The sequence below is a fragment of the Amycolatopsis sp. EV170708-02-1 genome (genome assembly GCF_022479115.1).
Classification (GTDB): Bacteria; Actinomycetota; Actinomycetes; order Mycobacteriales; family Pseudonocardiaceae; genus Amycolatopsis.
In genome coordinates, this window is sequence record NZ_CP092497.1 from 7928885 (window position 1) to 7945819 (window position 16935).

A 16935-nucleotide genomic window follows, 5' to 3' on the forward strand; every position below is an offset into this window, starting at 1 on the left:
CCTCGCCTAATGAGTTACATCGAGGCGAAGGTGACTGGTGTCCGGCGGCTCACCCCGCATATGAGCCGGGTGACCTTCTCGGGGGCGTCGCTGGTGGACCACGCGCCCGACCAGTACCTGAAGGTGTTCTTCCCGCAGCCCGGCCAGGCGGAACCCGTGCTGCCCGCGCCGCTGGCCGGCGACGAAGTGCTGTCCTGGTACCGGACCTACCTCGCGATGCCCGACGACGTCCGCCCGGCGATGCGCACGTACACCGTGCGCGCGCTGCGTCCGTCGGTGCAGGAGGTCGACATCGACTTCGTGCTGCACGGCGACGAAGGCCCCGCCTCCGCGTGGGCTTCGCGCGCTTCGGAGGGCGACAGGGTCGCGTTCCTGGGGCCGCACGGGCTCTACGACGTGCCCCCGGAGACGAACTGGCAGCTGCTGGTCGGAGACGAGACCGCGATCCCCGCGATCGGCGCGATCGTCGAAGCGCTGCCCGCCGGGACGCGAGCGCTGGTCTACATCGAGATCAGTGATCGCGAAGACCGGCAGGTCTTCGACACCCAGGGGACCGTGGAGTTGCACTGGGTGGTCCGGGGCTCCGGCGCCGTCGGCGAAGCCGTACTGGAGGCCGTGCGGAAGGCGGAGCTGCCGGGCGGGACGGCCTACGCGTGGATCTCCGGCGAGGCGAACATGGTGAAGCTGGTGCGGCGGCACCTCGTACGGGAGCGCGGGATCGACAAGCGGGCGATCTGCTTCACGGGGTACTGGCGGCAGGGGGTCAGCGAAGAGGCCGCTGGGCGCGAGGCGATGCGGCAGGCGGAGGCCGGCGAAGCTCCCTCCGAGGAGGACTGAGGGCTTCTCCCGGTTCAGTGCGCCCAATGTGGCATTGGGGTCGTTGAGCGTCCCCAATGCCACATTGGGCGCACTCTCGCCCTGCGGCTTACCCGCGGCATGTCCTGAAGGCCACCTTTGGGACGTTGGACGTCCTGAAGGCCCCCTTTGAGACATCGGCACCCGCACCATCAAGGCGCTGACCTGCAGAAAGAGAGCAAGGGACCTTTGCTACCACTTACGTAGCCATGCTAACCAAACGAGAGCAAAGGTCCCCTGCTCCCCACACGCCGCCGGGAGTCCGTGAGGGCCTCCTTCACTACCTTGAGAGTAGGGAAGGAGGCCCTCACGGACTCTGCCTCCCTCAAGGCGCACCCCAGCCCACCCTCAGTGCGGCACCCAAAGCGTCACCCGCGTCCCCCGCCCCGGATGCGAATCGATCGTCCCCCGCCCGCCGACCTCCGCCAGCCGCGCCATGATCGACTGGCTGATCCCGAAGCCCGGCGGCCGGTCCAGCATGCTGAAGCCGGTCCCCTGATCCCGCGCGATGACCGCGACGCCGCCTTCGCACTCCTCGACGCGAAGCACGACCTGTTTCGTCCCGGCGTGCTTTACGGTGTTTCGGAGCGCTTCGCGGACGGCGTCTCGGATGGCGGTCCGGCGCGCGTGCGAGAGGCGGTAGTCCTCTTCGGTCTCGGCGGCGACGAGCTGGGTGCGGAGGCCGTCGCGCGCCATTTCGGTGGCGACCTCGGCGAGGTCCGCCGCGAGGCCCCGGGCCGAAGGCGCGTCTGGGCCGGTCAGTTCGCGGCGCAGTTCGGCGGCCTGCGCCCGCGCCGTCGCGCGCATCTCCGCGAGCCGTTCCGCGGCGGCGGAATCGTCGTCCGGCGCTTCGAGCCCCATCGCTTCCAACGTCTGCAGCACGGAATCGTGCATCACCCGCTGGGTCCGCAGGCGTTCGGCGCGCTGCCCCCGGCGCATCCCGATGCCCAGCGCGAACCGGGTCCCGACACCGAGCAGGATCAGGATCCCGGCCGTGGTCACCATCGCCACGACGAGCGCGACCATGCACCCCACCGACCGGCTCATCGCGAGCGGATGGTCGAGCGGGAGCCCGCCCGCCCAGGTCAGGAAGGCCCGGAACGGCACGGCCGCGATCACCAGCAGGCAAGCGGCGGGCAGCCCGAACGACAGTGTCCACAACGCCACCGTCCCGACCATCCACGTCCACGCGACATCGACGGCGAACGGCTGGATCTCGGTGGGCGCCGCGACGGCCACGATCGTCGTGAGCACCACACCCACGGCGAGATCCGCGTACATCAGCCGTCCGGACGTCTTCGCCCGGATCCCGCGGCCGCGCACCACCCACCACACCGCGAAGACGTTGAGCAGCGTCCCGAGGATCGCCGTGCTCAGCACCGGCACGATCCCCGCCGACCCGTTCGCGACCAGGAAACCGATGTACACCTTCGGAAACGCGGCCACGCGGTAGAAGATCGGGCCGAGCGCGGAGTAGCGGATCGCGCGCATCAGCAGCGTGTCCGCGGAGTCCTCGCGATAACGCCAGTCCGGCACCGAATCCGGGTCGGGTGCTTCGTCGGCCGGGCTCGCGCTCAGTACCGAAGAGCCCTTCCGCAACATCGCGCGCACGAACGTGACCGATTGAGACTCGGACATCCGCCGCCCTCCCCGCGTCCGATGTGTCGAGCCTGGCAAAGCGGACTTCCCGCGTCAAGACGGCCGAATGCGCAGTTCCGCGACGAGAAGTTTGACCAACGCGCCGAGTCGCTGACGTTCCGGTTGCACGGTCGGCACCCCGGCGGCTTCCAGCGGCGCCGCGGTCACCGGTCCGACGCACGCGCACAGCACCGGACCTCGCAGCGCGGCAAGGAGTTCCTCGCGGCGCGGGCCCGCCAGCGTCAGCAGGTTCGCCGCCGCCGGAGCGGAGGTGAAGGCCAAAGCGTGCACGCGTCCGGCGATCACGCTTTCGACGAGTTCGTGCACAGGGGCGACGTCCGCGGGCGAAAGCCAGCGATACGGCTGCGCCTGGACGACATCCGCGCCCGCGTCCCGCAGCGACGCGGTGAGTTCGGGCAACAAGGTGCCGTGCAGCTGGACGGCGACCCGTTCGCCGCGAACCCCGGCGTCGCGCAATCCTTCGAACAGTTCGGCGTTGCTCTCCTCGGGCGCGGAGAACTCCTCCCGGAGGCCGAAACCACGCACCGCGCCCACCGCCTTCGGCCCGCGCGCGAAGATCCGTGACGCCGCCAGCCGTTCCAGCAACGGCTCGCGCAATCCCCAGCCTTCGGCCGCCGAAAGCCAGCCACGGAATCCGGCGCCGGTGGTGACGGCGGTGAACCCGACCGGCCCGGCGAGTACAGCGTCCGTCGCCGCGCGCAGTTCGGTGTCGTCGGGCAGCGGGACGATCCGGATGGTGGGCGCGTGCAGCACCGTCGCGCCCTGCCGGGTCAGCGCGCCGATGAAGTCGTCGGCCCGCCGCTCCGCGGTGATCCCGATCGTGATGCCGTCCAGGTCAGCCATAAACCGCGCCCATCTTCCCGATCTCCTCCGCCAGCCGCTCGCGCAGCTCCGGCGGTTCGAGTACTTCGAGGTTCCCGCCGAACCTCAGTAGCTCGCCGACGGCCGATTCTCCCGGTTCCACGGGGAGTTCCATCGTCAGCCAGCCGTTTTCGTCCGGCTCCGCGGCTGTTTCCCGCAACGCCCGGGCTCCGACGGCCCCGAGGTAGAACGGCAGCAGTATGCGGGCGAACTCGTTCAGCCGCACCACCGCCGTCCGTGAGTACATCCGCTTTTCGAACTGCTCGGACCATTCCTGCCAGTAGCGCGCGAGGTCGAAGTCCGACGGCCGCTCGAAGGTCTCGCCGAGATCTTCCAGCTCTTCGATACGGGAGATCCGGTATGTCCGGTCAGTCCCGTCGCATCGCGCCGCGAGATACCAGTTGCCCGCCTTGAGGATCAGGCCCAGCGGGTCGAGGACCCGGTCGACCTTCCGCTGCCCCCAGCGTTCGTACCGGACCTTGACGCGCCGCCCGTGCCAGACCGCGTCGGCCAGTTCGGACAGCCGCGGCAGGCTTTCGATCCCGCGATGCCAGCCCGGGACGTCCAGGTGGAACCGTTCGGAGATCTTGCCCGCCCCGGCACGCAGCTCCGACGGCATGGCCGCGTGCAGTTTGAGCTGCGCGGCGGCGAGGACCGCGCCGAGCCCGAGTTCGGTGGCCGCGCCGGGCAGGCCGGCCAGCGAAAGCGATTGCGCCTCCTCCTCGGTCAGCCCGGTCAGCCGCGTGCGATAGCCGTCGACCAGCTGATATCCGCCCGTGCGCCCGCGATCGGCGTACACCGGCACGCCGGCCGCGGACAGCGCCTCGACGTCGCGGTACACCGTCCGGACCGACACCTCCAGCTCGGCCGCCAGCTCCTCGGCCGTCATCCGGCCGCGGTTCTGCAGCAGGAGGAGGACCGACAGGAGCCTGCTCGCGCGCATGAAGCCAGTATCCCCTAAAACCTGACACATCCTGACAGGTATGGCTGACAGGGTGAACCCATGAACACGTTCGCCATGAAGAACTGGGAAGAATCCGTCGTCAGCGGCGCGGAAGGCGCGCCGCGAGTCGCCTACGCGCACGCCACGCTCACCTACAGCGGGCTGATCGAAGGCGAGTCGGTCCTCGACTACCTGCTGTACTACGCGGGTGAGGGCTACGACGGCGGCGGCACGACCTCTCCCGGCCTCGAACGGATCGAAGGCAGCGTGGACGGCCGTAAGGGAAGCTTCGTGATCAAGCACGACACCGGGTTCGACACGCAGGGGATCACGTCGGCGTTCACGGTGGTCGAAGGCTCCGGAACGGGTGAACTCGCCGGGATCACCGGCAGCGGCACCACTACCGGCACCCTCGGCGAGCCGACGATGTCGTACACGCTGGACTACTCGCTCTAAGGAGGACAAGTGCTCGAGGTCGATCGCAAGCAGGTGCTGGCGTACCGGATCGCCGCTCACGGGCTGCACCGTGAGGAGACGGATCCGGCCGCGGCGGCCGTGTTCGACCTCGGGCTGCAGGATTCCGTCCGGGACACCGCCCTGCTGGGCCTCGCCGCCCGGATCGACGGCGACATCACCCCCGGTGTCTGGGACGACGAACGTTTCGTGCTCGCGTGGACGCATCGCGGCGCGCCGCATTTCCACCGCCGCGCGGAGCTGGACGCGATCCGGGCCGCTCTCGTGCCACTCGACGAGAAGGACGCGATGGCCAGGATCCTGTGGCAGCGCAAGCAGGTCGACGACGCGGGCATGTCCGCGACGGACGCGCTGTTCACCGCGGCGAAGGCGATCCGCGAGGTCGTCACCGGTACGCAGACCAAGGGCACGGTGAGCGGCGCGGTCACGAAACGGATCCCCGGCGGCTTGTCGTACGCCTGCCGCGGCTGCGGTGTCGTGCACATCTACGAGCAGCTGATGCGGGTCGCGTCGATCCACGCCGGGGTCCGGCTGGAGGCGGGCGCGACACCGGCGACGCTGGCACCACTGGAAAAGCGGGGCAGGCTCAAGACGTCGCCGGACGCGAAGGCGGCCACCCGCGTGGTCGAGGGATACCTGCGGATCAACGGTCCCGCCGCTCCCGGTGACGCCGCCGCCTACGTCGGGACGACCCGCACCGGGGTCGACGCGATGTGGCCGGACGGACTGGCCGAGGTCCGCGTCGACGGCAAGAAGGCCTTCCTGCCGCAAGACCGGGTGGCGCTGCTGGAGAATCCGCCGGAGCCGGACGTGGTGCGCCTGCTGCCGCCGCTCGACCCGTTCGTCCAGGCACGCGACCGCGCCGTGCTGGTGCCGGAAAAGGCCCGGCAGAAGGAGGTCTGGAAGATCCTCGGCAGTCCCGGCGCGCTGCTGGCCGACGGCGAGATCGCCGGTGTGTGGCGGGCCAAGGCGAGCGGGAAGAAGCGGCTCGACTTCACCGTCACCGCGTTCGACACCCTCCGCCCGGCCGTCCGGAAGGCGGCCGAGGAGGAGGCGGCCCGCGTCGCCGGCGCCCGGGAATTCCCCGACCACCGCGTCACCTGGTCCTGAGGGCGGTCCGATCGGCCCCATTCCGGGTGCCCAAGAGGTAGGCCATCGCGCAACCGCTTGCCGCTGGGGATCACGGCGGCGACCGTCGGGGACATGAGCACACAGACGGAACCCCGGACGATCGCGAGCGGCTGGGCGGCCACCGGCGACCTGCCCTGGGCGCGCCAATGGGACGGCATGAACGAAGGCCCGGTCCTGCTGCGGGACGGACGCGTCCTCGCGGCGGGCGGTGGCAACAACCGCGGCGCGGTGACGTACGCCGACGCCGCGCTCTACGACCCGGCCAGTGGCCAATGGACAGTCACCGGATCGCTCGCGACCAGCAGGCGCCTGCATTCGCTGACCGTCCTGCCGGACGGCAAGGTGCTGGCGGCGGGCGGTTTCCACGGCCATCCGTCGACCTCGCCCAACATCCTCGCCTCCGCGGAGGTCTTCGACCCGGCGACCGGGGCCTGGAGTCCGACCGGCTCGATGCGCACCCCTCGCTGCAACCATCACGCGATCGCGCTGGCGGACGGCCGGGTGCTCGTGATGGGCGGCGGGAGCGAACTGCCGTCGCTCGATTCCCTCGTGATCGCCGCGGCGGAGATCTACGACCCGGCGACGGGGACCTGGACCGAAACCGCGCCGATGATCCACGCCAGGGCGGCGTTCCCCGCGGTACTGCTGCCGGACGGCAAGGTGCTCGTCGCGGCGGGCCTCGTCGAAACCGGCGGCGACCTCGTCGGCCTGAGCTTCTGCGAGCTCTACGACCCGGTCACCGGCACGTGGAGCCCCACCACGCCGATCGGCACCCCGGTCCCGCTCGAACCGGGACGGCCCCGGGTCGGCGCGCAGATGGTCGCGCTCGCCGACGGGACCGTGCTGCTCACCGGCGGCCACACCGGTGGCCCGCAGAACTGGAACTACGCGCCGTTCAGCCTCGGCGAATCCGAACGCTACGACCCGGCCACCGGCAAATTGACCGACACGGCGGCGATGCAGATCCCGCGCGACGAATTCCGGTTGGTGCGCTTGGACTCCGGCAAGGTACTGGCCATCGGCGGCCTCGAATACGGCGGATACGACGCCGGCTACCAGAACTCCGAGATCTTCGACCCCGCGACCGGGCGATGGGGGCCGCTGCTCGGGCTCACCATCGGCAGGGCGAAATTCGGCGCGGTCAAACTCGCCGACGGCCGCGTCCTCATCGCGGGCGGCGCCGCCGTGCTGGCCAACGCCGGCCCGGACGGCAACCACGTCCTCATCACCAAAACCGACCTCTTCACCCCGTGACCCACCCCCCGCATTTCGTCCTCTGAATGCGGTAGTTGCACGCGCAAGGACCGCATTCAGAGGACGAAACGCGGGCGTCAGGGGTCGACGGCCAGGCGGTAGCCGCGTTTCACCACCGTCTGGACCAGTTTCGGCGTACCCAAGGAATTCCGCAGGCGGCCGATGGCGGTTTCGACGGCGTGTTCCTCGCCGCCGTCGGGCAACGCCGAGACCAGCTCACGCCGGGAGAACACCCGCCCCGGCGATTCCGCCAGCGCCCGCAGTACGGCCATCGGCGCGGGCGCGATGTCGCACCACTGCCCGTCGACCAGCGCTGCCTGACCGCGTAGTTCGATACTCCGCCCGCCGGCGGTCAGCCTCGGCGAACGGGATTCGAGCGCGTCGGACACCGTCCGCGCCAGCGCCCCGATCCGCGACCGCGCGGGCTGCACCGTCGGGATGCCCAGCGCGGCCAGCGGCGCCGCGGTGATCGGCCCGACGCAGGCCGCCACGACCCGTTTCTCCAGTGCCCGAACGACTCCCGGCAGCCGCCCGGTCCGCTTCGCCACCGCCAGCATGGACGCGGCCGCGGGCGCGCTGGTGAACGGCAGCGCGTCCACCGAACCGTCGACGACGCCGTCCAGCAGCCGGTCCAGCGGTCCCGGATCGGCAGGCCCGACCCACCGGTACACCGGCACCTCGATCACTTCGGCACCCGCGGAGCGCAGACTGTCCACAAAGTACGGAAGCGGCTCGCCGTGCAGCTGCACCGCGATCCGCTGACCGTCCACACCGGAATCGAGCAGATGTCTCAGCACCTCGGCGTTGCTCTCCGAGGCGGGCGAGTAGTCCTCCGAGAGCCCGGCTGCGCGGATCGCGCCCTTGGCCTTCGGACCGCGCGCGAGCAGCGCCGACTTCCCCAGCCTGCCCAGCAGCTCCTCCCCCAGCCCCCAGCCTTCGGCCGCCTCGACCCAGCCGCGGAAGCCGATCCCGGTCGTCGCGACGACGACGTCGACCCGGTCTTCCAGCAGGCGCATGGTGGCCGACCGCAGCTCCGTGTCGTCGGCGAGCGGCACGATCCGGATCGCCGGGCCGTAGCGCACGGTCGCGCCCTTGCGCACGAACAGCGCGCCGAGCTCGTCAGCCCGCCGCGCCGCCGTGATCCCGATGACGAATCCCGCCAGGGGAAGGACTTCTGTCACGGCGAGAATTCCACCTCCACCACACCCCCGGTCACCCGGACCCGATACGCCGCGACCGACACACCTTCGGCGTCGAGGCATTCACCGGTCCGCAGATCGAAGCGTTCCTTGTACACCGGCGAAGCCACCACCGGGACGCCGCCCGCGTCGCCCACGATGCCTCGCGAAAGCACCGCCGCACCACTGATCGGGTCCACATTGGACAACGCGTGCCACCGGTCGCCGGGGAGCCGGAAGATCGCCACCTGCGTCCCGCCTTCGAGCAGGGCCGCGACACCGGACCATTCGGGGACGGCGCCCGCCGCGCAGACGGCGGTCCAGGTGCGCTCGATCGACGTCGTCACTGTTTCACCTCCGGGATGCCCAGCAGCACGGGCACTTTCTGGTCGCGTTCGGTGCGGAACGAGATCGTCGGATCCGGTGTGCCCGGCGCGTTGACGAACGAGCTGAACTTCGCCAGCTTCTCCGGATCCTCCAGCACGCCGCGCCATTCGTCGGCGTAGTCGCCGACGTGTTTGGCCATCGCCGCGTCGAGATCCTCGCAGATGCCGAGCTTGTCGTCGACGATCACCGCGCGCAGGTGGTCGAGACCGCCTTCCATCTCCTCGACCCACGGCGCGGTGCGCTGCAGGCGGTCGGCCGTGCGGACGTAGAACATCAGGAACCGGTCGATCGTCCGGATCAGCGTCTCGGTGTCCACTTCGGACACCAGCAGATCCGCGTGCCGCGGGGTCGCGCCGCCGTTCCCGCCGACGTAGAGGTTCCAGCCCTTGTCGGTGGCGATGACACCGAAGTCCTTGCTCCGCGCCTCCGCGCATTCCCGCGCACAACCCGAAACGGCCGACTTCAGCTTGTGCGGCGAACGCAGGCCGCGGTAACGCAGCTCCAGCTCGATCGCGAGCCCGACACTGTCCTGCACGCCGTAGCGGCACCACGTCGAACCCACGCAGGATTTGACCGTGCGCAACGACTTCCCGTACGCGTGCCCCGACTCGAACCCGGCGTCGACGAGCCGCCGCCAGATCAGCGGAAGCTGGTCGACGGTGGCGCCGAACAGGTCGATCCGCTGGCCACCGGTGATCTTGGTGTACAGCCCGAAATCCATCGCCACCTGCGCGATCACCATGAGCTTCTCCGGCGTGACCTCGCCGCCGGGGATCCGCGGCACCACCGAATAGGTGCCGTTGCGCTGGAGGTTCGCCAGGAACTTGTCGTTGGTGTCCTGCAGGGTCGCCTGCTCGCCGGCGAGGATATGCCCGTTGCCCAGCGTGGCCAGGATGGACGCGATCGCCGGTTTGCAGATCGCGCAGCCGGTTCCGGTGCCGTAGCGGTCGATCATCTCGCTGAACGTGGTGATCCGCGTGGCCTGGAGGATCTGGAACAGCTCCGCCCGCGACTGGGTGAAGTGCTCGCACAACGCCTTCGACTGCTCGACACCGCACGCCGTCAGCAGCTTGCCCAGCAGCGGGACACACGATCCGCAGGCCGTGCCCGCCCGGGTGCAGCCCTTGATCTTGGCGACCGAATCGCAGCCCTCTTCGGTGATCGCGTGCGTGATCGCGCCCTTGGAAACCGCGTTGCAGGAACAGATCTGCGCGGCGTCCGGCAGCGCGTCGACCCCGACCGCCGCCCCGCCACCGGCCGGGGCGAGGATCGCGCCCGGTTCGGCGGGCAACGGCCTGCCGACCATCGCGCGCAGGGTGTTGAACTCGCTCGCGTCGCCGACCAGCACCCCGCCGAGCAGCGTCTTCGAGTCGTCTGAGACGACCAGCTTCTTGTACGTCCCGGCGACGGCGTCGTTGAACGCGACCTCCAGCGCGCCCTCGGTCGCCGCGTGCGCGTCGCCGAAGCTGGCGACGTCGACGCCCATGAGCTTGAGTTTCGTCGACATGTCCGGCTCGGGGAACGTGCCCTCGCCGCCGGTCAGCCGCGCCGCGACGATCTCGGCCATCGCGTACCCGGGCGCCACGATGCCGTACACCTTGCCGTCCACGGCCGCGCACTCACCGATCGCGTACACGGCGGGGTCGGCCGTCCGGCAGGTGTCGTCGACCAGGATCCCGCCCCGCGCACCGACTTCCAGCCCGGACGAGCGGGCAAGATCGTCACGCGGCCGGATACCGGCGGAGAACACGACCAGGTCGACGTCGAGCTCGGTGCCGTTGCCGAGCTTCGCGATGTAGCGTTCGCCGTCCGGCTCGATGGCGTCGGTCGACGTTCCCGTGTGGACGGTCACGTCGAGGTCGGTGATCAGCCGCCGGAGCAGGCCGCCGCCGCCCTCGTCGACCTGCAGTGGCATCAGGCGCGGCGCCATCTCGACCACGTGCGGCGAAAGCCCCATGTCCCGCAACGCCTTCGCCGCTTCCAGCCCCAGGAGCCCGCCACCGATGACGACCGCCGAACGCCGTCCGCGCCCGGGCCGCTGAGCGGCCTCCCGGATGGCGTCGAGGTCTTCGATCGTCCGGTAGACGAAGCAGCCGGGGAGGTCATGACCCGGCACCGGCGGGACGAACGGCCGCGAACCGGTCGCGAGGACGAGCGTGTCGTACGGCTGCTCGTGCCCCGCTTCGGTGACGACGATCTTGCGCTCGCGATCCACCGAAGCGACCGTGTCGCCGAGCCGAAGCTCGACCAGCGGATCGCCCGCGTAGTCCGCGCCTTCCAGAGCGAGGGAAGCCGGATCCCAGGTGTCCACATAGGACGTCAGAGCGACCCGGTCGTACGCGGGACGCGCCTCCTCGGCGAGCACCACGACCTGCCACTGGCCGGTCTTGTCCTCCGCGCGCACGGCCTCCACGAGCCGGTGCGCGACCATGCCATGTCCGACGACGACGAGTTTCCGCATCAGACCTCCGCTCCGGCGAGCGCCAGACCTCGGGTGCTCGCCACCTCCGACTGCTGTTTGCGCAGGTACACCGCCCACGTGACGGCGAAGCACAGCCCGTAGAAGACGAGGAAGGCGATGAACGCCGGCACCCCACTCTTGGTGTCCGCGAACGATTGGCGGAAGGCCAGGTTGATGAACAACCCGCCGAGCGCGCCGATCGCTCCGGCCAGCCCGATCAGAGCCCCGGAGAGCTTGCGGGCCTTGAGCATCTCCAGCGTCTCGTCGGCGCCCTCGCTGATCGCGACCTTCGCCTTGGCCCGGAAGATCGCCGGGATCATCTTGTACGTCGAGCCGTTGCCGATCCCGGTGAGCACGAACAGCACGATGAACGCGATGGTGAACAGCGCCAGCGAGTTCGACGTCGACGCGAGGATCAGCACCACGGTCGCCGCGGCCATGCCGACGAACGTCACGAAGGTGATCTTGCCGCCGCCGATCCGGTCGGCCAGCCAGCCGCCGGTCGGCCGCGAGAACGAGCCGAGCAGCGGGCCGAGGAAGGTCACCGCGGCCGCCTGCAGCGGGGTCCGGCCGAACTGGTTCTGCAGCACGAGGCCGAAAGCGAAGCTGTACCCGATGAACGAACCGAACGTGCCGACGTACAGGAACGACATCACCCAGGTGTGCGGATCCCTGACGACCTCGCGCATCGCCTTGGTGTCGTTCTTCATCGAAGCGAGGTTGTCCATGTAGAAGTACGCGCAGACCGCCGCGACCACGATCAGCGGGATGTAGATCGCGAGCACCACCCGCGGCGCGGTGGCGCCGACGGTCCCGATGACCAGCAGGCCGATCAGCTGGATCGCCGCCACACCGAGGTTCCCGCCGCCCGCGTTGAGCCCGAGCGCCCAGCCCTTGTGCTTCTCGGGGTAGAACGCGTTGATGTTGGTCATCGACGACGCGAAGTTCCCGCCGCCGACCCCGCCGAGCGCGGCGATCAGCAGGAACGTGCCGAGCGAAGTGCCCGGCTGCATGGCGATCGCCGCCAGGATCGTGGGCGCCAGCAACAGCAGCGCGCTGACGATCGTCCAGTTCCGGCCGCCGAACCGCGCCACCGCGAAGGTGTAGAGCGGCCGCATCAGCGCACCGATCAGCGTCGGCGTCGAGACCAGCAGGAACTTGTCGGCGGCGGAGAAACCGTACTGCGGGCCCATGAACAGGACCATGACCGACCACAGTGTCCAGACGGAGAAGCCGATGTGCTCGGCCAGGATGGAGAACCAGAGGTTCCGCCGGGCGACCTTCTTCCCGGTCTCCTCCCAGAACTGCTCGTTCTCCGGATCCCAGTGCTCGATCCAGCGCTTTCCACGAGCGTGCATGAGGTCCTCCTTGGTGGATGCGTTCGGGTTCACTGGGCGGCCAGCCATTTCGCGACCCCGCCGACGGCGTCCTTGCAGCCGCCGCAGCCGGTCGTCGCGCGGGTCGCCCCGGCGAGGGCGGGGACGTCGGTGGCGCCGCCGCGCCACGCTTCGACGAGCCGTCCCTTGGTCACCGCGTTGCAGCGGCAGATGACCGCCGACGCGGGCAGATCGGCCGGGCTCGCCGCCGATGGCGCCCCGGGCGGCAGGGATCGTCCTAAAAGGACAGCCAGCCGGTCTTCGGGTACCGGCGTACCCCGGTCGTAGAGCTGCGTGATCGTCGCGGCCGCGTCGGGCAGGCCGAGCAGGATCGCGCCGGCCACGCGGTTCTCGCGGATGACGAGCTTGCCGTAGCGGCAGCCCGCCGGGTCGCTGAAGGTGAGCACTTCGGCGGTCGGGTCGTCCGCGCCGGTCATCGTCTCGCCGAGCGCGGTGAGGTCGATGCCGCGCGCCTTGAGCCGGGTCACCGCCTGGGTGCCGCGGTAGCGCGAGGCGGATTTCGCGCCGGTGACCAGATCCGCGACGACGGCGGCCTGTTCCCACGCGGGCTGCACGAGACCGCCGAACGCGCCCGGATGCTTCGCGCAGTCGCCGATCGCGTGGATCCGGCCGTCGCTGGTGCGTAGCAGATCGTCGACGACGATGCCGCCTTCGACGGTCAGCCCGGCGTCCACGGCCAGTTTCGTCTCCGGCCGGACGCCGGTGGAGACGACGATGAGATCGGCGGGCACATGCGTGCCGTCGTCGAGTTTGAGCCCGTCGCCGCTGACGTAACGCGCGGCCCCGACACCGAGCCGGAAGGCGACGCCGAGTTCTTCGAGTTTCCTGGTCAGCACTCGCGCCGATTCCGCGTCCAGCTGACGTTCCATGATGTGCGGCATCGGGTGCACGACGGTGACGAGGTTCCCGCGTCCGGCGAGGCCTCGCGCGGCCTCCAGGCCGAGCAACCCGCCGCCGAGGACGGCCACCGGCGCGCCCAGTTTGGCGGCGTCGAGAATGCGCGCGCAGTCGTCGAGGGTGCGGAACGCGACGACGTCCGGGCCGGGTTCGAGCCCTTCGACCGGCGGCATCCACGGGTTGGCGCCGGTGGCGAGCACGAGCGCGTCGTAGTCCACAGTGGACCCGTCGTCGAGGTGGATCCGCCGCGCGTCCCGGTCGATCGACGTCGCGGAGACACCCCGGCGCAGATCCGCCCGGGTACGGGACGGCCATTCGTCGTCGTGCAGCCGGACGGCCTCGGGCCGCATGGTGCCGGCGACCACCGACGAGAGCAGCACCCGGTTGTAGGCCGTGTGCTCCTCCGCGCCGACGACCGTGAGCCGCACCCGCTCGCCTTCGGGATCGCGGCGCTGGATCTCGTCCGCGAGCCGCGCGCCCGCCATCCCGTATCCGGCGATGACCACCGACCGGGGGCTCACGCGGCGGCCTCGGCCGGGGCGAGCGCGACCGCGCACACCTTGAACTCGGGCATCCGGCTCGTCGGGTCGAGCGCCGGGTTGGTCAGCAGGTTCGCCCGGCCCTCGCCGGGGAAGTGGAACGGCAGGAACACCAGGTCGGGGCGCAGCGACGCCACGCAGCGGACACGGGCGACGGTCTCCCCGCGGCGGGAACGCACGACGGCGAGGTCGCCCTCGGCCAGTCCCGCGCGAGCAGCGGTGTCGGGATGAACTTCCACGAAGGCCTCCGCCACGACGTCGTTGAGTTCCTTGACCAGCCGGGTCTGCGCCCCGGACTGGTAGTGCTGCAGGACCCGGCCGGTGGTGGCCTGCAAGGGGAATTCGGCGTCGGGCACCTCGGCGGGGCCGACGTGGTCCACCGGCACGAACCGCGCGCGGCCGTCCGGGTGGGCGAAGCGGTCGAGGAACATCCGCGGCGTGCCGGGATGCGATTCCGCCGGGACCGGCCAGTAGAGGGCCTCGCCGTCGCGGAGCCGGTCGTAGGTGATGCCCGAGTAGTCGGCGACGCCGCCCTTGGACGCCTGGCGGAGCTCGGTGAAGACGGTCTCGGCGTCCGTCGGGAACCTGCCGTCGGGCTGGCCGAACCGGCGGGCGAGCTCGGAAAGCACGTAGAGATCGGTCTTCGCGCCGGACGGCGGATCGATCGCCTTGCGCCGCAGGAGGATCCGACCTTCGAGGTTGGTCATCGTGCCGTCCTCCTCGGCCCACTGGGTGACCGGCAGGACGACGTCGGCCATCGCCGCCGTCTCCGAGAGGACGAGGTCCGAGACCACCAGGAAGTCCAAAGAGGACACCTTGTCCTGGATGTTCCCGGCGCCGGGCGCGGAAACGACGAGGTTGCTGCCGAACACCATGAGCGCGCTCGGCCCGTCTTCGGTGCCGAGCGCCTCCAGCAGCTCGACGGCCGAACGGCCCGGCCCCGGCAGGGATTCCGGCGCCACACCCCAGACCCCGGCGACGTACTCGCGGGCCGCGGGGTCGTCGATCTTGCGGTAGCCGGGCAGCTGGTCGGCCTTCTGCCCGTGCTCGCGACCGCCTTGGCCGTTGCCCTGCCCGGTCAGGCAGCCGAAGCCCGATCCCTTGCGTCCGGGCAGGCCGAGGGCGAGCGAGAGATTGATCCAGGCGTTGACCATCGCGGTGCCGTTGGCGTGCTGTTCGGTGCCTCGCGCGGTGAGGACGTAGGCGTTGCGGGCCGCGGCGAGCTTGGCGGCGACGCGGCGCTGGTCCGCGGCCGAGACGCCGGTGATCTGCTCGACGCGCTCCGGCCACCAGGCCGCGACCGACCGCCACAGCTCCTCGAAACCGTTCGTGCGCGTGTCCACATAGGACTGGTCGAGCAGGCCGTCGGCGACGACGGCGTGCAGGATGCCTTGCGCGAGCGCGAGGTCGGTGCCCGGCGCGGGTTGCAGATGCAGTCCGGCCAGTTCGGCGGTCGGCGTCCGGCGCGGGTCGACGACGATGAGGTCCGCGCCCCGCAGGTGCTGGGTGAACGGCGGCATCGTCTCGGCCGGGTTCGCGCCGATCAGCAGGACCGCGTCGGCGTCGGCGAGATCCGTGACCGGGAACGGCATGCCGCGGTCGGCGCCGAACGCCTTGATCCCGGCGGCGGCCGCCGACGACATGCAGAACCGGCCGTTGTAGTCGATCTGCGAGGTGCCCAGCGCGATCCGCGCGAATTTCCCCAGCAGATACGCCTTCTCGTTGGTCAGCCCACCGCCGCCGAAGACGGCGACCGCGTCGGCGCCCTTGGCCGCGCGGATCTCGGTGAGCCGCCTGGCGACGAGGTCGAGCGCCTGCGGCCAGCTCGCGGGCCGGAGTTCGCCGTCGACCCTGATCAGCGGTGTCGTCAGGCGGGACGGCGAGGTGAGCAGCTCCCCCGACGTCCAGCCCTTCTGGCAGAGGCCGCCGGCGTTGACCGGGAAGTCGCGCGGGGCGACCCGGGCGCCGTCGAGGCTCATCCCGCACTGCAGGGCGCAGTACGGGCAGTGCGTGTCCACCGCGGTCACGGTGGGGGCGGCGAGCGGCACGGGCACCTCCTCCAGGCGTCGATAGCGCTTGAAGGTAGGTAGGTCGTGTTACCTGAAAACTCCTGAATGTTTCAGGCGTTTGACATTGCCCGCCGACGATGGACGTCACACCGTGAGGTCGGCGAGGCGGCCCGGGACGTCGCGAAAGCCACTTTCGGGACGTCAGATGTCCCGAAAGTGGCTTTCGCGACACCTTTTAGACGCGGCGCGGGCCCAAGGGGCCGAAGGGACCCTTCACCGCGTGAGCATGAATTGCGGGGAAAGGCCCCTTCAGCAGCTATACACTCGATGTATAGATCGTGTGTATAGTCGCCCGCATGTCCATCGGGAACACGCTGCTCGGCCTGCTCGAAGCCGGCCCGAAGCACGGTTACGACCTCAAACAGCTCTACGACAAGCAGTTCCGCCAAGACCGCCCACTGCACTACGGGCAGGTCTACTCGACGCTGAACCGGCTCCTGAAGAACGGCCTCGTCGAGGAGAACGGCGTCGAAGCGGGCGGCGGTCCGGACCGGAAGCGGTACGCGATCACCGACGCCGGCGTCACCAACGTCGAAGAATGGCTGAAAAGCCCGGAAAGCCCCTCGGTCTACCTGCAGAACACGCTCTACACCAAGGTCGTGCTCGCGCTCCTGTCCGGCCGCGGCGCCCAGGATCTGCTCGACGCGCAGCGGAGCTCCCACCTGCGCGCCATGCGCGAGCTCACCGCCCGCAAAACCGACGGCGACCTCGCCGACCAGCTGATCTGCGACCACGCGCTGTTCCACCTGGAAGCGGATCTGCGGTGGCTGGAGCTCACCGCGGCCCGCCTCGACGACCTCGCGCGCCAGCTGGCGCGCTGATCTGGGGAC

At 70.3% G+C, this 16935-nt stretch carries 14 protein-coding genes; 5 read left to right on the plus strand and 9 right to left on the minus strand.

What is annotated here, in order from left to right; genetic code table 11:
- Positions 1-9: 9 nt before the first annotated feature.
- Complete coding sequence (locus MJQ72_RS35845; RefSeq protein ID WP_240595478.1) at positions 10-837, plus strand: siderophore-interacting protein; 828 nt, start codon at positions 10-12, stop codon at positions 835-837.
- A gap of 366 nt (positions 838-1203) precedes the next feature.
- On the opposite strand, the gene MJQ72_RS35850 is transcribed toward MJQ72_RS35845, so the two are convergent.
- From MJQ72_RS35850 to MJQ72_RS35860, 3 genes are read right to left on the minus strand one after another with little or no spacing between them, the layout of a single operon-like run.
- Positions 1204-2493: a sensor histidine kinase gene (locus MJQ72_RS35850; RefSeq protein WP_240595479.1), complete on the minus strand. Its 1290-nt coding sequence runs from the start codon at positions 2491-2493 to the stop codon at positions 1204-1206.
- A gap of 54 nt (positions 2494-2547) precedes the next feature.
- A complete protein-coding gene (locus MJQ72_RS35855) occupies positions 2548-3357 on the minus strand; it encodes a uroporphyrinogen-III synthase (protein ID WP_240595480.1) in 810 nt (269 codons plus the stop codon).
- Positions 3350-4318, minus strand: coding sequence for a YafY family protein (locus tag MJQ72_RS35860; protein WP_240595481.1), 969 nt, complete (start codon positions 4316-4318; stop codon positions 3350-3352). The genes MJQ72_RS35855 and MJQ72_RS35860 overlap by 8 nt, the downstream gene beginning before the upstream one ends.
- Before the next feature lie 60 nt (positions 4319-4378).
- Here MJQ72_RS35860 and MJQ72_RS35865 point away from each other — a divergent pair, with 60 nt between their 5' ends.
- The 3 genes from MJQ72_RS35865 (at position 4379) to MJQ72_RS35875 (ending at position 7177) form a co-directional block, all read left to right on the plus strand.
- The gene (locus MJQ72_RS35865; protein ID WP_240595482.1) at positions 4379-4774 is read left to right on the plus strand and encodes a DUF3224 domain-containing protein; all 396 of its coding nucleotides are present in this window, start codon (positions 4379-4381) and stop codon (positions 4772-4774) included.
- A 9-nt stretch (positions 4775-4783) separates the two neighbouring features.
- Positions 4784-5902 carry a DNA glycosylase AlkZ-like family protein gene (locus tag MJQ72_RS35870; RefSeq protein WP_240595483.1) on the plus strand — a complete coding sequence of 373 codons (1119 nt, stop codon included), beginning with the start codon at positions 4784-4786 and terminating at the stop codon, positions 5900-5902.
- Positions 5903-5995: 93 nt separating this feature from the next.
- A complete protein-coding gene (locus MJQ72_RS35875; RefSeq protein WP_240595484.1) occupies positions 5996-7177 on the plus strand; it encodes a kelch repeat-containing protein in 1182 nt (393 codons plus the stop codon).
- A 77-nt stretch (positions 7178-7254) separates the two neighbouring features.
- Here the strand turns inward: MJQ72_RS35875 and MJQ72_RS35880 are convergent, their stop codons facing one another.
- From MJQ72_RS35880 to MJQ72_RS35905, 6 genes are read right to left on the minus strand one after another with little or no spacing between them, the layout of a single operon-like run.
- A complete protein-coding gene (locus MJQ72_RS35880) occupies positions 7255-8358 on the minus strand; it encodes a uroporphyrinogen-III synthase (protein ID WP_240595485.1) in 1104 nt (367 codons plus the stop codon).
- Entirely contained in the window at positions 8355-8702 is a 348-nt protein-coding gene (gene nirD, locus MJQ72_RS35885) for a nitrite reductase small subunit NirD (protein WP_240595486.1), read from the minus strand. Before nirD ends, MJQ72_RS35880 begins: the two co-directional genes overlap by 4 nt.
- Positions 8699-11203 (minus strand): nitrite reductase large subunit NirB, encoded by a 2505-nt coding sequence (gene nirB, locus MJQ72_RS35890; protein ID WP_240595487.1) that lies wholly within the window; start codon positions 11201-11203, stop codon positions 8699-8701. The genes nirD and nirB overlap by 4 nt, the downstream gene beginning before the upstream one ends.
- On the minus strand, positions 11203-12561 hold the full coding sequence (locus tag MJQ72_RS35895) for a NarK/NasA family nitrate transporter (protein ID WP_240595488.1): 1359 nt from the start codon (positions 12559-12561) through the stop codon (positions 11203-11205). The genes nirB and MJQ72_RS35895 overlap by 1 nt, the downstream gene beginning before the upstream one ends.
- Positions 12562-12590: 29 nt before the next feature.
- Complete coding sequence (locus tag MJQ72_RS35900; RefSeq protein WP_240595489.1) at positions 12591-14018, minus strand: FAD-dependent oxidoreductase; 1428 nt, start codon at positions 14016-14018, stop codon at positions 12591-12593.
- A complete protein-coding gene (locus tag MJQ72_RS35905) occupies positions 14015-16084 on the minus strand; it encodes a molybdopterin oxidoreductase family protein (RefSeq protein ID WP_240595490.1) in 2070 nt (689 codons plus the stop codon). The genes MJQ72_RS35900 and MJQ72_RS35905 overlap by 4 nt, the downstream gene beginning before the upstream one ends.
- Positions 16085-16401: 317 nt before the next feature.
- Between MJQ72_RS35905 and MJQ72_RS35910 the strand changes: the two genes are divergently transcribed.
- A complete protein-coding gene (locus tag MJQ72_RS35910; RefSeq protein WP_240595491.1) occupies positions 16402-16926 on the plus strand; it encodes a PadR family transcriptional regulator in 525 nt (174 codons plus the stop codon).
- Positions 16927-16935 lie beyond the last annotated feature (9 nt).